The 15959-nt window shown below is 62.2% G+C and carries 17 protein-coding genes and 1 tRNA gene; 13 read left to right on the top strand and 5 right to left on the bottom strand.

Annotated elements, in window-relative coordinates; translation table 11 throughout:
- Positions 1 to 72 precede the first annotated feature (72 nt).
- Positions 73 to 741, bottom strand: coding sequence for a TetR/AcrR family transcriptional regulator (locus NO934_RS04350; RefSeq protein WP_309162497.1), 669 nt, complete (start codon positions 739 to 741; stop codon positions 73 to 75).
- 464 nt (positions 742 to 1205) lie between these two features.
- On the opposite strand from NO934_RS04350, the gene NO934_RS04345 reads away from it, so the two are divergent.
- Positions 1206 to 2105 (top strand): shikimate dehydrogenase, encoded by a 900-nt coding sequence (locus NO934_RS04345; RefSeq protein ID WP_309162495.1) that lies wholly within the window; start codon positions 1206 to 1208, stop codon positions 2103 to 2105.
- A 14-nt stretch (positions 2106 to 2119) separates the two neighbouring features.
- Here the strand turns inward: NO934_RS04345 and NO934_RS04340 are convergent, their stop codons facing one another.
- Positions 2120 to 2809: a GntR family transcriptional regulator gene (locus NO934_RS04340; RefSeq protein ID WP_309162492.1), complete on the bottom strand. Its 690-nt coding sequence runs from the start codon at positions 2807 to 2809 to the stop codon at positions 2120 to 2122.
- A gap of 262 nt (positions 2810 to 3071) precedes the next feature.
- Between NO934_RS04340 and dctP the strand changes: the two genes are divergently transcribed.
- From dctP to NO934_RS04300, 8 genes are all read left to right on the top strand, one after another.
- The gene (gene dctP, locus NO934_RS04335; RefSeq protein ID WP_309162490.1) at positions 3072 to 4058 is read left to right on the top strand and encodes a TRAP transporter substrate-binding protein DctP; all 987 of its coding nucleotides are present in this window, start codon (positions 3072 to 3074) and stop codon (positions 4056 to 4058) included.
- Between the two features lie 86 nt (positions 4059 to 4144).
- A complete protein-coding gene (locus tag NO934_RS04330) occupies positions 4145 to 4645 on the top strand; it encodes a TRAP transporter small permease subunit (protein ID WP_309162489.1) in 501 nt (166 codons plus the stop codon).
- Positions 4642 to 5943: a TRAP transporter large permease gene (locus NO934_RS04325; RefSeq protein ID WP_309162488.1), complete on the top strand. Its 1302-nt coding sequence runs from the start codon at positions 4642 to 4644 to the stop codon at positions 5941 to 5943. The genes NO934_RS04330 and NO934_RS04325 overlap by 4 nt, the downstream gene beginning before the upstream one ends.
- 16 nt (positions 5944 to 5959) lie before the next feature.
- Positions 5960 to 6400 carry a type II 3-dehydroquinate dehydratase gene (locus NO934_RS04320; protein ID WP_309162487.1) on the top strand — a complete coding sequence of 147 codons (441 nt, stop codon included), beginning with the start codon at positions 5960 to 5962 and terminating at the stop codon, positions 6398 to 6400.
- Positions 6401 to 6402: 2 nt separating this feature from the next.
- A complete protein-coding gene (locus NO934_RS04315) occupies positions 6403 to 6816 on the top strand; it encodes a heme-binding protein (RefSeq protein ID WP_309162486.1) in 414 nt (137 codons plus the stop codon).
- 268 nt (positions 6817 to 7084) lie between these two features.
- Positions 7085 to 7972 carry a ThuA domain-containing protein gene (locus NO934_RS04310; protein WP_309162485.1) on the top strand — a complete coding sequence of 296 codons (888 nt, stop codon included), beginning with the start codon at positions 7085 to 7087 and terminating at the stop codon, positions 7970 to 7972.
- Positions 7973 to 8078: 106 nt separating this feature from the next.
- Positions 8079 to 9776, top strand: coding sequence for a PQQ-binding-like beta-propeller repeat protein (locus NO934_RS04305; RefSeq protein ID WP_309162484.1), 1698 nt, complete (start codon positions 8079 to 8081; stop codon positions 9774 to 9776).
- Positions 9777 to 9831: 55 nt separating this feature from the next.
- A complete protein-coding gene (locus tag NO934_RS04300) occupies positions 9832 to 10629 on the top strand; it encodes a hypothetical protein (protein ID WP_309162483.1) in 798 nt (265 codons plus the stop codon).
- Here NO934_RS04300 and treZ read toward each other — a convergent pair.
- Entirely contained in the window at positions 10626 to 12410 is a 1785-nt protein-coding gene (gene treZ, locus NO934_RS04295; protein ID WP_309162482.1) for a malto-oligosyltrehalose trehalohydrolase, read from the bottom strand. The genes NO934_RS04300 and treZ overlap by 4 nt on opposite strands.
- A 152-nt stretch (positions 12411 to 12562) precedes the next feature.
- On the opposite strand from treZ, the gene NO934_RS04290 reads away from it, so the two are divergent.
- Positions 12563 to 12745, top strand: a complete 183-nt coding sequence (locus NO934_RS04290; RefSeq protein WP_309162481.1) for a hypothetical protein — start codon at positions 12563 to 12565, stop codon at positions 12743 to 12745.
- 9 nt (positions 12746 to 12754) lie between these two features.
- Complete coding sequence (locus tag NO934_RS04285; RefSeq protein ID WP_309162480.1) at positions 12755 to 12967, top strand: hypothetical protein; 213 nt, start codon at positions 12755 to 12757, stop codon at positions 12965 to 12967.
- Between the two features lie 7 nt (positions 12968 to 12974).
- On the opposite strand, the gene NO934_RS04280 is transcribed toward NO934_RS04285, so the two are convergent.
- Complete coding sequence (locus tag NO934_RS04280) at positions 12975 to 13562, bottom strand: hypothetical protein (RefSeq protein WP_309162478.1); 588 nt, start codon at positions 13560 to 13562, stop codon at positions 12975 to 12977.
- A gap of 85 nt (positions 13563 to 13647) precedes the next feature.
- Positions 13648 to 13722: transfer RNA gene (locus NO934_RS04275), tRNA-Thr, on the bottom strand.
- 416 nt (positions 13723 to 14138) lie between these two features.
- Between NO934_RS04275 and murA the strand changes: the two genes are divergently transcribed.
- Both murA and NO934_RS04265 read left to right on the top strand, forming a co-directional pair.
- Positions 14139 to 15431, top strand: a complete 1293-nt coding sequence (gene murA, locus NO934_RS04270; protein ID WP_309162476.1) for a UDP-N-acetylglucosamine 1-carboxyvinyltransferase — start codon at positions 14139 to 14141, stop codon at positions 15429 to 15431.
- A gap of 54 nt (positions 15432 to 15485) precedes the next feature.
- Complete coding sequence (locus NO934_RS04265) at positions 15486 to 15947, top strand: DUF2948 family protein (RefSeq protein ID WP_309162475.1); 462 nt, start codon at positions 15486 to 15488, stop codon at positions 15945 to 15947.
- Positions 15948 to 15959: the final 12 nt, after the last annotated feature.

Raw genomic sequence — 15959 nt, 5'->3', positions numbered from 1 at the left:
AAAAGCATGTCCTCGGCTCACGGTTTTGCTGTTCGGGCCCGCGACCTCGAACGGCCCCAGCCCAGGGGCGGGCTATTTCGCATCGAAGAATTCCGGTTTCACCACGTAACGCACCACCATGTCGATGACGTTCTGGCGCAGAGACGCCTGGGAGTCGACCGATCCGATATCGCGCTGGAAGAGATGGGAAAACGTGGCCCGGTTGGAGACGTTGAAAAAGCACAGGGCGCTGATCTGCCAGTGTATCTCCAGAGGATCGAGATTTGGGCGGAACTGGCCGGCCTCAACACCCTTGCCGTAAAGCGCCTCGATGCGGCGGATGGCGGACTGGTTGACGGTGTGCAGGTCCGAGCGTTCGAGATAGCGGCCGGAATGAATGTTTTCGATCATCACCATGCGGATGAAATCCTCGTGCTGGTGATGGTGGTCGAAGGTGAAGCCGACGAGGCGCTTCAAGCCCTCGATGGGCGAAAGGCTCTCGATGTCGAGCTTGGCTTCGCCCTCGCGGACAATGCGATAGGCGTTCTCGAGCGCGCTGACGTACAGCCCCTCCTTGTCGCCGAAATAATAATAGATCATGCGCTTGGACGCGCGGGTCTTTTCCGCGATCTCGTCGATCCGTGCGCCGGCCAGTCCGTTGAGCGCGAATTCGGTCGACGCGACGGCGATTATGTCACGGCGCGTGCCTTCGGGATCCTGCTGTCGCCTGGCTGTTTTCGGGTGAGCTTCGGAGTCGGTCACAATACGCCTTCTTGCCTGTCGGACAGATTGACTAAACTAACTAGTTCGTACATTAATGTCACGAAGCGATGCTGCATTTAGGTCGAGCAGGCGTCAAAAGACAAGGGCGACCCTGAGGGCATCGGGTGTCGGGGATGGCTGCCAGCGCACGGTATCGGCGACCACAGGGTTGGGCGCCGCTTCTGTACCGGACATCGGGCAGGATTGGAAGGATGGGGCGGAGCTTGTGGGGGTACGCCATCGCTACGTGAGCACCAGGCGACAAAACAACGATTGGAGCGTGTCCAGCAAAAGCATGTCCCTGGCGTGACCGGGGATGGAAACGATTTTGCGGTTCGGACACGCGACAGAACAGGGGATTAGGGCCGAGGATTTGATTCAAATCAAATCCTGAACGGCTCCCAGGGGCACCCGGCGCCAGCGGCGTGGGGGTGCTCAAGGCAGATGGGGCGCGGCCGGAATAAATGAGTGAAGACGGAATGGAAAAACTGACGCGCGGGCTGGCCGATCTGATCAATCTGGGTGCGCGGGGCGCGATTCATATCGGGCTGCTCGGCCGCGGTATCGGCGCTTCGCTTTCTCCGATCATGCACCGGCGCGAAGGCGAGCGGCTTGGACTGGACTATCATTATCACCTCATCGATTTCGATGCGCTGGGCCTGGGCAATGACGATCTGCCCGAGGTGATCGGCATATTGGAACAGGTCGGGTTCACCGGCCTCAACGTCACCCATCCCTTCAAGCAGGCGGTGATCGCTCATCTTGCCTCGCTCTCCGAGGATGCAGCCGCTATTGGAGCGGTCAATACGGTGCTGTTCCGGCCCGAAGGGCGTATCGGCCACAACACCGATTGCTGGGGCTTTGCCGAGAGCTTCAGGATCGGCATGCCCCAGGTGCCGCGCGGGCGCGTGCTTCAGGTCGGGGCAGGGGGCGCGGGTGCGGCGGTTGCCCATGCCCTGCTCGAACTGGGGGTGGAGGATCTGGCGATTTTCGATCTCGCCGCCGAAAAGGCCCAAGCTCTCGCCGCTCAGCTTGCCCGCTCGGGCCGGTCGGTGCATGTGGTGAGCGATACCGAGACGGTACTGACGGGCGTGGATGGTGTCGTCAACACAACGCCGATCGGCATGGAGAAATATCCGGGGCTTCCGGTCGATGCCGATCGGCTCGACGCCCGCCAATGGGTGGCCGACATCATCTATTTCCCGCGTATCACCGCCCTCATCGAAACGGCGCGCGAAAAAGGTTGCCTGACATTGCCGGGATCGGGAATGGCGATCTTTCAGGCGGTCAAGGCGTTCGAGTTGTTTACCGGCCAAAAACCCTCGCGCGACGGCATGACGGAAACATTCGAGGCGGCTGCGTAAGCCCTTGCCGCTCTCTAGAGCTTGCCCGTGCTCAATATATGGTCGATGCCCAGATGAATGTGCGAGGCGAGCTTGGCTTGGGCTCCCTCCACATCGCGGGCGAGGGCAAGCCTGAAAAGCTCGCCATGATCCTCGGCCACCCCGCCGCCGCGAAAGCTTTGCGCCAGCATGTGGTAACGCATGAACCTGTCGAAGATCGATTGATGGATGGCCAGCAGCGATTTCGAGCCGCAGGCCGAAATCATCGCGTGGTGGAAGGCGAAATCGTATTTGATCCATTGCTCGGTACGGTCGGCGTCGCCACCCAAGAGCGCCTTTTCGATCGAAGACAGCTTGTGGTGAGCGGCGACCACCTCGGCCTCCCAATCGAGATCGCCGGCGGCAAATGAAAGCGCCAGTGCGTGATTCTCGAGCACCAGGCGCAGATCGCCCACTTCACGCAGATTGTCGACCGAGGCGGGGGCCACCTCGAAACCGCGCTGACCTTCGGCGAGAACCAGATCCTCGGTGGTGAGGCGGTTGAGGATTTCGCGCAGCGTGGACACGCTCACCCCGTACTGGCTCTTGAGCCTTTCGAGCTTGAGTTTTTGGCCGGGCTTGAGCGTGCCCGAGATGATGTCGCTCCGAATGCGGCGGAACGCCTGTTCACCTACGGTATCGTTGATCTCGTCCATGGAGTCGCTCAAAGGCCTCGTCCCCGCCATTTTCGGCTTTCCCTTTGCGTTTTCTCTTGCATGAATTGACGCTGCTGTCACCACGCCGTTACCACAGAAGAAATCTCTTTCATATGAGATTTTCCAGTTTGACATACGGTAGCGGCAAAGATAGATGTCGGCAAGGGTCGGCAAAGTAGCTTGACACTTAAACGAACTAGTTCGTACATTTGGTCGTCGGCGAGATGGGGGAGTTTGTCGCGCAATTGGCTGCGGCGCGCCAATCGAAGCCGGACCAAACAAGGAGGAACCTATGAATTTCAATCTTACCCGCCGTGCGGCTTTGCTCGGCTCGGCCCTGCTCGCAGTGGCCGCATCCGTTCCCGCGCTGGCGCAGGACGTGCCCACCTTCCGCTTTTCGGCAGTGTTCTCCGAACAGGACATCCGCGCGTCCATGATGGAGCAGCTTGCCGACAGCGTTCGCGATGTCGCGACCATCGAACCCTATTATGGCGGCACGCTGTTCCGCCAGGGCACCGAACTGGTGGCCCTGCAGCGCGGCAATCTGGAAATGAGCAATGTCGCCCCGCAGGATATTTCCAACCAGATTCCCGAATGGTCGCTGCTGACCTCGGCCTATCTCTTCCGCGATGCCGAACATCTGCGTGCTTTCTTCGACAGCGAAGTCGGTGATCAGTTCAAGCAGATGGCCGAAGATCAGCTCGGCATCCACGTGCTTGGCCCCACCTATTTCGGCGCCCGCCAGGTCGGCCTGCGCGGTGATCGCCAGATCAATACGCCCGAGGACATGAACGGCATCCGCCTGCGCATGCCCGGCGGCGACGCCTGGCAGTTCCTGGGCACCGCGATCGGCGCCAGCCCCACTCCGATGGATTACGCGGAGGTCTATACGGGCCTTCAGACCGGCGCCATCGACGGGCAGGACAATCCGCTGCCCAACGTGCAGAACATGAAGTTCTACGAAGTGATGGACCAGATCGTCCTCACCTCGCACCTCGTCGGCTTCGACCTGCTCGTGGTTTCCAGCGAAGCCTGGAACGCGCTCTCGCCCGAAGATCAGCAAGCATTCCAGACGGCCGCCAACGAGGCGATCGACTGGAGCCAGAACATGCACCTGGAAATGGAAGCCGAGCTGATCGCCCAGTTCGAGGAAGCCGGGCTCGAGATCTACGAGCCCGATCAGGACGCGTTCCGCGCCTATGCCCAGCAGATGTATCTGGACAACCCCATTTCCGATAGCTGGCCCGAAGGTGCCCTCGAGGCCATCAACGCCCTTTAACGGCCCAATCGGGCGCCGCGGCGATTGTCGCGGCGCCCTTTCTGTATTTCCTTGAAGCCGGTTCGATTCAGGGAGGGGAGATTTCCATGTCGGGACTATTGCGCGTCGGGCGCTGGCTGGCGGCGCGGGCCGAGAACATACTGGCCGCAGCGCTGGGCCTGATGTTCCTCCTGTTCATCCTGCAGATCGTGTTCCGCTATGTTCTCAACCTCTCCAGCGGTTGGGCCTATGAGCTGAGCGCCATTCTCTGGGTCTGGATCGTGCTGTTCGGTGCCACTTTCGTGTTGCGCAAGCGCGACGAGGTTCGGCTCGACATCATCTACAGTTCGGTCCCCTCCAAGGTGAGGCGGGCAATGACAGTCGTGTTTTCGCTCGCCGTGATCGTGCTTCTGGGGATCGGCCTGCCGGCCATCGTCGACTACGTGCTGTTCATGCGGGTCGAGCGAACCGCTTATCTCAAGCTCCGCTACGACTATGTCTATTCGATCTTCATCGTCTTCGCGGTGGTGACCATCATCCGCTACATCTGGCTGGCGGGCGTGGCCGTATGGGGCAAGGACGAAGACGAAGAAAGCCCGGCCCAATGATTTTTCTCGATCCGTTCTTCCTGTGCATCGCCTCGATCCTGGTGCTGGCCGTTATCGGGCTGCCGATCGGGCTCTCGATGATCGTGGGGTCGATCCTCTACCTGTTCCTGTCCGGGCTCGACATGGGCATTGCCGCCGAGCAGTTCATGAATCGGATGTATTCGAACTACATCATCCTGGCCGTGCCCCTGTTCATCCTGGCGGCCGAGCTCATGAATACCGGCTCGCTGTCGGACCGTCTGCTGGCCTGGTGCAACGCGGTCGTGGGGCGCTTCCGGGGCGGGCTGGCCCAGGTCAACGTGCTCCAGTCGATCGTCTTTGCCGGCATGTCGGGCTCGGCCCTGGCCGATGCGGCCGGCACCGGCAAGATGATCCACTCGCTGATGACGCGGGACGGGAAATATACCTCATCGTTCGCCGCGGCGCTGACGGCGGCTTCGGCGGTGATCGGGCCGATTATTCCGCCTTCGATCCCCATGGTGTTTTACGCGCTCGTGTCCGATGCCTCGATCGGCTACCTGTTTCTGGGTGGCGTGATCCCGGGCCTGATCATGGGGCTGACCCAGGCGGTCGTCGTCTATATTCAGGCGCGCCGGCAGAACTTCCCTGTCGAAGATCCCGTGCCGCTGCGCAAATTGCCCGGCATCACCTGGCGCTCCCTGCCGGCCCTTATGATGCCGGTGGTCCTGATGTACTGCATCTATTCGGGCATCACGACGCCGACCGAAGCCGCCGCCGTGGCTGCCGCCTATGCACTGGTGGTGTCCATCGTGCTCTATCGCGGCATCACCTGGCGCGGCCTCTACGACTCCCTTGTTGTAAGCTCCAAGACCACGGTTTCGATCGGCATGCTGATCGGCGGGGCACTGGTGCTCAATTATGTGGTCACGGTCGAGAACATTCCGGCGAGCCTGAGCGTGCTGCTGACCGAGTGGGATCTCGACCCGATCACCTTCCTGATCTTCGTCAATATCCTTCTGATCCTGCTTGGCTGCGTGCTCGAAGGCACGGCGATCATCCTGATCATCGTGCCGGTGCTGGTACCCTCGGCGCAGGCGCTGGGCATCGATCTCGTTCACTTCGGGGTCGTGGTCGTCGTCAACGTGATGATCGGGCTGATCACGCCGCCATACGGCATGTTGCTGTTCGTCATGAGTTCGATATCGGGCGCCAAGCTGCGCGATATCATCGCCGACACGCTGCCCTTCCTTGCCGCGCTGATCTTCTCACTTTTGTTGTTCACCTTCGTTCCTGAAACCGTGCTGTGGCTTCCGCGGCTGCTCGGATATCAGGGGTAGTTGCCGGATAGAGTAAATGACCAAACCGATCTTCGTCCTCAACGGACCCAACCTCAACCGCCTGGGCCTGCGCGAGCCTGAAATCTACGGCTCGACCACCCTGGCGCAGGTCGAAGAGCTCTGCCGCACGGCGGCGGGCCAGCGGCCGGTGGAGTTCCGGCAGACCAACAGCGAAGAGCGCCTGATCGAATGGGTGCACGAGGCGATTGACGCCGCGGCGGGGATCATCATCAATCCCGCCGCCTTCACCTTCACCTCGCTCGCCCTGTTCGACGCGCTCAAGATGTTCCCCGGGCCGATTTTCGAGTTGCACATCACCAATGTGCACAAGCGCGAGCAGGTCTATCACCATTCGCACGTCTCGCGCGTGGCGACCGCTGTGATGGCGGGGTTCGGGGCGGATGGATATGGCGTGGCGATGGGCGCCATGTGCGCCCGCAAGGATCTGTTGCAATAGCGATGGCTATCGAAACGCTCAGTCTCGCCCAGGCTCGAGCCATAGCCGAAGCGGTGGTTTCGGCCGCTCGCGGGAAGGACTTCCAGCTCGCCCTTGCCATCGTCGATACCGGTGGCTGGTCCCATTTGCAGATCCGCATGGACGGGGCCTTTCCCGCCGCTATCGACGCTGCGCTCGCCAAGGCGCGGACGGCGGCGCTGTTTCGGCGGCCAAGTTCGGATTTCTCGCGCCGGGTCAAGGAAGGCATGCCTCTCGCCCATCTGCCTCATGTCGTGCCGCTGGGCGGTGGCGTGCTGCTGGAGCGAGATGGCGTGTTGTTCGGCGCCTTGGGCGTCAGCGGGGCCCGCGAGGATACTGAAACCGAACTTGCCGAAGAGATCGCTGTCGGCTTCGCGCAGGGGCTGATCGGCCGCTGAACCTCTTCGCGGCCAGCCGTACTTGATTGCTGAGTGGTGAATTGGACGTTGCGGGCTGAGTTGAACTCAGTGCGCCGGAAAACCTATGCCTGACGCGATCTCAAGGTAAATTAAAATCAGCACATAAAATCAAAAATCTCATATTAAATCTTGCATGACAGATCGTGCCATGTAATCACTTCGATGCGGGTCTGGAGGCCGCTCGGATGGCGAGAGCCGGCCGGTTGCGAGGCGCCGAACCCGAATTGAGGTTTTGGAGGAGACATCGATGACCAGGATGATTGCGCGCCTTGCCGGCGCTTCGGCTCTTTGCATGGTGCTGGCGGGGTTGCCGGTCCAGGCACAGGAGCCCGAGCAGTATACGACATTCGAGCGCTACGGGGTTTGCGGCTCGATCGACGAGAGTTGCTACAATCCGTGGAACAACCGCACCGAGGGCGAGGAAGAGCCCTGGAAGGTGCTGATCTACTATCACGTCGCCCCCGGCGTTAACCCGCATGACAATCTCGAAGCCGGTGTCGAGGCGCTGACGGCGCTGTTCGAGGGCGAGGGCTATGAGGTGACTGCCTCCAACGATCCGGCGACCTTCGAAAGCGCTGGTAATATCCGCTCGATGGATACGATCGTCTTCTTTTCGACCGGCCGCGAGGCGCTGACCGATCTCGGCAAGCACCAGCTCATGCTCTATATGCGGGGCGGCGGCGGGTTCGTGGGCATCCACAATGCCTTCGGCACCAGCTATAGCTGGAACTGGTACGAAGGCCTGCTCGGCGGGCAGCTTTTCAACCACGGCCCGCGCCAGCAGGGCACGGTAATCGTGCAATCGGAAAACGATCCCTCGGTTGCCCATATCGAGGAGGGCACCTTCTTCACCGAGGAAGAGTGGTACAACATCTACCCCGATCCGCGGAAACTCTCCGACATCAACATTCTTCTCACCGTCGATGAAGCGACCATGACCCAGGGCCAGTCCGATACCCATCCGGGCATGGGCGAGGGGCACCCTGTCTCCTGGTGCCACTATTACGATGGCGGGCGCGCCTGGATGACCGTGCTGGGGCACAGCCACGATATCCTCGAGGACGACAATTTCCTCCAGCATGTCCTGGCCGGCGTCGATGGCACGATGGGCAAGGGCGACTTCTGCCTTCAATAGCGCAGGCAGCCCGGCCGTCGCCGGGCCGTCGCTCCGCTATCCCTGAATTTCCCCGATCTCCCGCAGTTCCGGTTTGGAATTGCACCGCTTAACGAGGAGGATGAGTATGAAGATCAACCTTTTGGGCGCGAGCCTGTTCGTGCTCGGCGCGCTGGCCGTCTCGGTTCCGGCAACCGCGCAGGTGACCGATTTCCAGCCGGTAACCGATGAGGATATCCTGGATCCAGCCCCCGAGGACTGGATCCACTGGCGCAACACGCTCGATGGCTGGGGCTATTCCGAGCTCGACCAGATCACCACGGAAAATGTCGCAAATCTCGACTACGCCTGGGGCTGGGTCATGGAGCCGGGCAGCCAGGAAACCACTCCCATCGTGCATGACGGCATCATGTATCTGGCCAGCCCCGGCGCTATCGTTCAGGCGCTCGAGGCCACGTCGGGGCAGATGCTGTGGGAATATCGGCGCGAGATGCCCGAGGGCTCGCGCCCCGGTGGGCTCAATCGTGGCCTCGCCATCTATGGCGACAAGATCTATGTCCCCACGCCCGATGCCGCGCTGGTTGCACTCAACGCCGAAACCGGCCAGGTCGAATGGGAGGCCCAGGTTGCGGACTACCAGAACCGCAAGACACTGACTGCCGCTCCGCTGGTTGCCGATGGCAAGGTGTTCGTCGGCTTCCAGGGCTGCAACGTCTTCAGTGAAGAAAAATGCGCCATGGTCGCCTTCGACGCCGAGACGGGCGAGGAACTCTGGCGCACCATCACCATCGAACGTCCCGGCGAAAGCGAAGACACCTGGGAAGGCATCCCCTTTGCCCTGCGTGGGGGCGGAGACATCTGGACCACGGCGAGTTACGACCCGGAAGCGGATTTGATCTATATCGGTGTCTCACAGGCCAAGCCCTGGTCGCGTCTCAGCCGTGGCCATGACGGTGACGCGCTCTACACCACCTCTACCCTTGCGCTGAACCCCGACAGCGGCGAGATCGTCTGGCATCGCCAATACATTCCCGGCGAAACCAATGACATGGACGAGTCCTTCGAGCACATCCTGATCGATATCGCGGGCGAGCCTGCCTACATTAACATGGGCAAGCTCGGCATATTGTGGCGCGGCAATCGGGAAACCGGCGAACCCTTGCCCGCCTTCGACATCGGGCTGCAGGACCAGATCGACCTCAACGAGGATGGAACGTTCGCGGCCTATCGCGAGGGGGCGATCGGTGAGCTCAACGTGCCGCTGTCGAGCTGCCCGAGCGCGACGGGGTTCAGGAGCTGGCGCGCCATGGCCTTCAGCCCCGAGACCCGCACGGTCTACGTGCCCATGGCCATCAATTGCGATGACGGCATCGTCTATACCGAAGTGGAAATGGTCGAAGGCGGTGGGGGTAATGGCCGTGGCGGCACCAACCGCGTCAACCATCCCGACGATCCGGACAATTCTGGCCGCATCCTGGCCATGAATGTCGATACCGGCGACATCATGTGGGAATTCCCGATGCGGACCACCGCAAATTCGGCCACGCTGGCAACGGCTGGCGGCGTGGTGTTCGGCGGCGACTGGGCGCGCAATTTCTACGCCTTCGACGCCGAAGACGGCGAAGTGCTGTGGGAAGTGACGCTGCCCCAGGCTGCCCAGGGCTACCCGATCACCTATGCAGTCGACGGCCGCCAATATGTGGCGATCCCCATCGGTGTGGGCGGCGCCACCTGGTCCACCAGCGTGCCCGAGGCGCTGGCGCCCGAGGTCCGTCGCCCCTCAGGCGGCAACATGATGATGGTCTTTGCTCTCCCCGAAGTCTGATCGACAGGGGCCGGATACGTCATCCGGCCCCTCACTCAATAAACGAGGCGGCGCGATGACCAGTTTTCAGTCGATGGTGCTTCGCGGTCTTTTGGCCATCGGGTTCTGCATTCCGGCCGGCGGTCATGCAGTCGCGCAAGTGCCGTTCGTGCCGCCGGAATTCTACAATTCCATTCGCCCCGATTTCGGCAATCGGCTGCCGCTTTGCATATTGCCCGAAAGTGCGACCGCGCGGCAGGATCGTGAGGCGGCCCACGAGATCGCGCAGATGCTGCTGCTCGAGCCCGAGATCGTCGAGATCGACGCCGACATGGGCATGCTCGACGAGCTGGGCATCTGGCCTGTCATATTCGAAGAGCTTGCCCAGTCCTGTCTCGGGGTCATGGGCGTCCAGATCATTCCGGGGGAGGTGACGCCCGACTGGATGACGCTGTCGGGCCCCTATTTCGAAGCGCCTTACGTTCTCATCTCCACCGATCCGGACGTCGAGTCGCTGGCTGATCTGCCAGAAGGGGCGCGACTTGGCGTGCCGCTGTTTACCCCGATCGATGCCGAAGTGATGATGACCATCGAATCCGGCGCCTTGGGTGGCGTGCGCCGGCTCCCCTATGACCGGCCCGGACTCATGGCCTCGCTGATGCGTGATGGCGAGCTTGATGCGGCGATCGTTTGGGCGCCACATCTGGAGCAATCTTCGCTGCAGCCGCTTGATTTTTTCAAAGGGCAGGGGAGTGTCGCGCCATTGCGTCAGGACACGCGAGCGGTCGCCGTGCTGATGCGCGAGCAGGACCAGATGCTGCGAACCATGATCGATCAAGCGATCGGAGCGCTTGAGACAGGCGCCGAACGTTAATCGTCGAGGGAAACGGCAACACTCCAGGGACCGAGGATCTGCGCTTGGACATTTCCTGTCGCCCAGATGCGGCGGCCCGCGTCGAGGCCATTCCTCTCGTGCGGGTCGGGCCCCAGATTGGCCAGTAGCCGGAGTCCGCTCCCATCGGCCAGGCGCCAGCGGGCGTCGATCGCCGTGTCGCCGATCCGCTCGGCCTTGCCGGCATGGCCACCGATGCCGACGAGCCTTGGGACGATTTCGCGGCGGCGGGTTTCGATCAGGCCGCGATAAAAATCCAGCCATGCGGCGTGCGGCTCTTGCGTCATCTCCGACCAGTCGAGGCGGGAACGCTCGAACGTCGATACCGCAAACGGATCGGGCGCCTGAACGTCCATGTTCCAGGTGGCCAGGAACTCCTCGCGTGAACGGCGCACGGGATCGCGCAGATTCTCGCCAAGATCGGAGAAATAGAAGAACCGCGTGCTCGCCGCCCATTCCTCACCCATGAACAGCATGGGAATCGTGGGGCTGAGGAACACCAGCGTGGCCATGGCCCGCGCCTGTTCGGGCGGCAGGAAATGGGTGATGCGCGTGCCGTCGGGCCGGTTCCCGATCTGGTCGTGATTCTGCACGAAGGCGATAAACGCGGTGGGCGGGAGATGTCCGCTCGGCTCCCCGGGCTTTTTGCCTCCGCTCGCCTCGTCCTGCTGAAAGGCAAAACCTTCGCTCAGAGCCTTGGTCAGCATGTCGAACGGTTCGGTGATCTTTTCGTAAAAGCCGCCCTTTTCTCCGCTGACCGCGACGTGGAGTGAATGGTGAATATCGTCGTCCCACTGGGCGTCATAGGGGACTTCGGTCTGCGCCTTATCGAGCCAGCCTACCTCGTTATGGCTGTTTTCGAGGATCAGGTGGACCTGGCGACCGTCTCCCAGACGTTCCTTGACCGTGGCGCTCAGCTCGGCCAGCAGATGGGTTTCGCTCTCATCGGGAATCTCATGGACGGCATCGAGGCGAAGCCCGTCGCAATGAAAGGTTTCCAGCCAATACAAGGCGTTTTCGATGATGAACCGGCGCACCGGGTCGCTGTTGTCGTCATCGAAATTGAGCGGCGTGCCGTATTCGCCCTCATGGCGGCGGGACAATAGCGGCATGAACCTGGGCATCAGGTTTCCCTCCGGCCCGAAGTGATTGTAGACCACGTCGAGATAGACCATCAGGGAGCGGGCGTGGGCGGCATCGACGAATGCCTTGAAATCGTCGGGCGTGCCATACGCCGAATGGGGCGCATAGAGGCAGACGCCGTCATATCCCCAGCCTCGATCTCCGGGGAAGGCGTGAAGGGGCATGATTTCGACGGCAGTGACCCCGAGCGCAGCCAGGGCATCGAGCCTGTCGATGGCGGCGCGGAAGGTGCCTTCGGCTGTGAAGGTGCCGACATGGAGTTCATAAATGACGGCTTCCTCCCAGCGCCGGCCTGTCCATTCGCCGTCGGTCCAACCGAACTCGGGAGCGCATATCACGCTCGGGCCCAATACCCCGTGCGGCTGGAAGCGTGAAGCAGGATCGGGAACTTCGGTGCCGTCGGGAAGCACGAAGAGATAGCGCGTGCCGGCACCAACACCCTCGACACGAATCTCGAACCAGCCCTCGGCATGGCGCTCCATGGCAATGAGGCGTTCGGGCTCACACAGTTTCAGCGTGACGGTTTCGACGAGCGGCGCCCATAGGCGAAACACCGTGCCGCGACCATCGAGAACAGGGCCGAATGCGTATCGAATGCTGGTGGAGGAGCTGCCGTGCAATTTCGCTGACCTTGAGTGGCGGGTGTCCCGTGGCCTGCACAACATCCCTGAGGGCAGCAGGTTGCGTCGACCAACGCAGGTTGACGATTTTGACTCGGGGAACAGGGCGCGCCGCCAGCGCATTGGCCAGGGACAATCGAAAGGATGTGACCATGGCCATACAGCCCGAACAGCCTAAGCCGCCCCTGGGCGAGCCTCCGCCTCCCGCGCCCCATCCCCGGCCGCCCCAGCCCGAAAAGCAGCCACCGCCGGTCGAGCCCGAAAACGACGTGCCGCCCACCCCGCCCGCGCCCGATCCGGACGTTCAGTTTCCCGATCCCCCTCTGGAACGATAGGAGTATGCCATGACGCGCCCACCCATGGAGCCGCAGCCCGATATTGCCGATCCCTCGCGCAAGGGACCGGTTCCCCCAATGCGCAACCCCGCCGATCCTCCGCGTCCTACGCCTCCCGACTCGCCGGTGCCCGATCCCGACGATCCGACCGGCAACCCCGATTCCGGCCCGGAGCGTGCGCCAGAACAAACCCCGTTCCCGGATCACGAGCCCGACCGGTGATCGGGGACTATGCTGGCGTGCACTGGCTGGGCAGAATGGTCTCGAGCGCGCCTTCGGACGGCTCGAGGTTTCCTTCCACGATCGCCAGCGGCTCAAACGGTGGGGTGGCCTGGAGGACCGGCTGGGCCAGCTTGAGCGTATAGCAGCCCGCAAACGTCTCGCTTGCGCCATTCCGGTCGGTCGCTTCGATAGCGACGGGGATGGAGTAATAAACGGTTCCGGCGGCGCCCTCGGTGATCTCCGGCCCGACGAGAAGCTGGACGTTGTCGGTGTTGCGGTAGCCCTCTGCGAAGGCTTCGAAATCCTGAGCCAGGGTTTCCTCATCAAGTGCGGTGTCGTGCTCGAAATAGGACCAGGCGCGGAGATATTCGGACCGGTTGATGGCGTTGTAGAGCGATTCAACGACCGCCGCCGCGGTCGAGCGGTCGTCGTAATAGGGATTTTCCGGCAACGCCTCGCCTTCATCGAGAGTGCTTTCAGGGACGAGCGGATCCTGGGTCACCACCTCGGGCGCTTCCGGCAGGTCAAGCTCCTGCGCCGCGAGCGGGAGGACGACGAGGAAACAGGTGAAAAGCGATGCGGGGAAAACGTGCATGAGAATCTCCTTTTCCCCCTAACGGTCCGGCAGCCCGCTTGTTTCCTGCGAACAGAACGGCCACGAGCAACGAGGAGGAGGAGAATGGTGCTGCTGGACAGGATTGAACTGTCGGCCTCTCCCTTACCAAGGGAGTGCTCTACCACTGAGCTACAGCAGCGTTTGAGACGCCGGAGATCGACCTGCCGGCTGAATGCGGGCCGTTACTGCCACAGGCCATCTGTGGACGCAAGGGCAAAAAACTGTCAGTACAACACTCAAAATCGAGGCGTCCCAGGTCGAGCCCATGCCCAGTCAGGATCGTGATCAAAGATTGGCCGCAAAGCTGCGGGAAAATCTCCGTCGCCGCAAATCCCAGGTCAAGGCGCGCACGGCGCCCAAACCGGAGTCGACATCGCGAGGAGAAGGGGAGAGCAAGGGCGAACCGTCGGGCGGCAAATCCTCGGCCTGATCCGTTCCTTCCGCGCTTTCGCGCCTTTCTTGCAGCCTATTGCCGGCTGCGCTACCACACATCAACTGTAGCGCGTCGCCCCATGCGTGGCGATTCGCGACCGACCCTGTCCAAGGAGTAGCCTTATGGACCGCATCCGCATCGTGGGTGGCAACCAGCTCAACGGCGAGATTCCGATTTCCGGCGCCAAGAACGCGGCGCTGCCGCTGATGATCGCCTCGCTCCTCACCGACGAACCGCTGGTCCTCGTCAACGTGCCGCGTCTGGCCGACGTCAAGCAGCTCGAGCGGATTTTGGAAAACCACGGCGTCGATATCGCCGTTCACGGCCGCCGGCGTGGCGATACCGATATGGGCGGGCAGCGCATCACCTTCACCGCGTCCGACATCGTCGATACCACCGCACCTTACGAGCTGGTTTCGACAATGCGCGCCAGCTTCTGGGTCATCGGTCCGCTTCTGGCGCGTGAGGGCAATGCCCGCGTTTCGCTGCCGGGCGGCTGCGCCATCGGCACCCGGCCGGTTGATTTCTACCTCGACGGCTTGCGCCAGCTTGGCGCCGAGATCGATATCGACGGCGGTTATGTCGTGGCCCGTGCGCCCGGTGGAAGGCTCAAGGGCGCCTCGGTTCGCTTCCCCAAGGTTTCGGTCGGCGCCACTCATGTGGTGATGATGGCCGCGACCCTGGCCGAAGGCACCACGATCATCGAGAATGCGGCGCGCGAGCCCGAAGTGGGCAATCTCGCCGAATGCCTGGTTGCCATGGGCGCGAAGATTTCCGGCATCGGCACCGAGCGGCTGGTGATCGAGGGCGTCGAAAAGCTCGGCGGTGCGATCCATGAAGTGCTGCCCGACCGGATCGAGACGGGCACCTACGCCATGGCGACCGCGATGACCGGTGGCGATGTGTTCCTGCGCAACGCGCGCCCGGAACTGCTTCAGGCAGCGCTCGATACGCTGGCCCATGCCGGAACGAAAGTGACGCGTGAAGAGGGCGGGCTGCGCGTCTATCGCAATGGCAACGGCATTTTGCCGGTGGACGTCGAAACCGAACCGTTCCCGGGTTTTCCCACTGACCTGCAGGCCCAGTTCATGGCGCTGATGACCCGGTCCGAGGGCACTTCGGCCATCAAGGAAACCATCTTCGAAAACCGCTTCATGCATGTGGCCGAGCTGGCGCGCTTTGGCGCCAAAATCGCCGTCGACGGGCAGGTGGCTACCGTGACCGGCGTGCCCGAGCTCAAGGGCGCCCAGGTGATGGCGACCGATCTGCGGGCTTCCGTGTCGCTGGTCATTGCCGGGCTGGCGGCACGCGGGGAGACGGTGGTCAACCGCATCTACCATCTCGACCGCGGATTCGAGCGGCTCGAGGACAAGCTGTCCCGCTGCGGAGCGCAGATCGAGCGGATCGCGGGTTAGCCATGTGTCAGAATATGCTTGCACTTTGGAGCCATAGTGCCCAGATGTGCAAGCATGACTGACGCAATCGCACACAAGGCTCCCATGACCGATCTCAAGCTCCTGGCGCTCGACAGCGAAGATCTCGAGATCGTTTCGGCTCACCTTCAGGATGCCGTCGTCCGGGTGGGCGACATGGGGTATTCCAAGGCCGACAAGCGCTTCGTTCTGCTCATGAACCGTTATGCCTGGGAAGCGGGCGACGCCCGCGGCAGGGGTCAGCGCAAGCGGGCGGGACTGCATTTCGATCATGTCACGGTGGCCCATGCGGATGGGTTCGACCTCAAGTCCAAGGATGGCGTGCTCGAACTGCTCGCCGTGACGTTCGAGCCCAAGGATGCGCCCAGCGGCGAGGTCTTGCTTACCTTTGCCGGCGGTGGCAGGGTGCGGCTCGAAGTCGAGTGTCTCGAAGCGCGTCTTCGCGATCTCGGCGGGGTGTGGGCGGCCAAGGCCCAGCCCAAGCACGACGTCGACTGACCGGGACGCGAT

Source organism: Pelagibacterium sp. H642, assembly GCF_031202855.1.
In the GTDB taxonomy this organism is placed as follows: domain Bacteria; phylum Pseudomonadota; class Alphaproteobacteria; order Rhizobiales; family Devosiaceae; genus Pelagibacterium.
The sequence above is the reverse complement of the archived record's forward strand: the minus strand, read 5'-3'. Positions and strand labels throughout refer to the sequence as shown.

Excerpts from the sequence above, each read along its gene's own strand:
- NO934_RS04315 (WP_309162486.1), top strand. The coding sequence starts at position 6,403 with ATGGCTATCGAAACGCTCAGTCTCGCCCAGGCTCGAGCCATAGCCGAA.
- NO934_RS04320 (WP_309162487.1), top strand. The coding sequence starts at position 5,960 with ATGACCAAACCGATCTTCGTCCTCAACGGACCCAACCTCAACCGCCTG.
- NO934_RS04330 (WP_309162489.1), top strand. The coding sequence starts at position 4,145 with ATGTCGGGACTATTGCGCGTCGGGCGCTGGCTGGCGGCGCGGGCCGAG.
- NO934_RS04300 (WP_309162483.1), top strand. The coding sequence starts at position 9,832 with ATGACCAGTTTTCAGTCGATGGTGCTTCGCGGTCTTTTGGCCATCGGG.
- NO934_RS04280 (WP_309162478.1), bottom strand. The coding sequence starts at position 13,562 with ATGCACGTTTTCCCCGCATCGCTTTTCACCTGTTTCCTCGTCGTCCTC.
- NO934_RS04310 (WP_309162485.1), top strand. The coding sequence starts at position 7,085 with ATGACCAGGATGATTGCGCGCCTTGCCGGCGCTTCGGCTCTTTGCATG.
- NO934_RS04305 (WP_309162484.1), top strand. The coding sequence starts at position 8,079 with ATGAAGATCAACCTTTTGGGCGCGAGCCTGTTCGTGCTCGGCGCGCTG.
- NO934_RS04325 (WP_309162488.1), top strand. The coding sequence starts at position 4,642 with ATGATTTTTCTCGATCCGTTCTTCCTGTGCATCGCCTCGATCCTGGTG.
- NO934_RS04290 (WP_309162481.1), top strand. The coding sequence starts at position 12,563 with ATGGCCATACAGCCCGAACAGCCTAAGCCGCCCCTGGGCGAGCCTCCG.
- NO934_RS04340 (WP_309162492.1), bottom strand. The coding sequence starts at position 2,809 with ATGGCGGGGACGAGGCCTTTGAGCGACTCCATGGACGAGATCAACGAT.
- dctP (WP_309162490.1), top strand. The coding sequence starts at position 3,072 with ATGAATTTCAATCTTACCCGCCGTGCGGCTTTGCTCGGCTCGGCCCTG.
- NO934_RS04265 (WP_309162475.1), top strand. The coding sequence starts at position 15,486 with ATGACTGACGCAATCGCACACAAGGCTCCCATGACCGATCTCAAGCTC.
- NO934_RS04345 (WP_309162495.1), top strand. The coding sequence starts at position 1,206 with ATGAGTGAAGACGGAATGGAAAAACTGACGCGCGGGCTGGCCGATCTG.
- NO934_RS04285 (WP_309162480.1), top strand. The coding sequence starts at position 12,755 with ATGACGCGCCCACCCATGGAGCCGCAGCCCGATATTGCCGATCCCTCG.
- murA (WP_309162476.1), top strand. The coding sequence starts at position 14,139 with ATGGACCGCATCCGCATCGTGGGTGGCAACCAGCTCAACGGCGAGATT.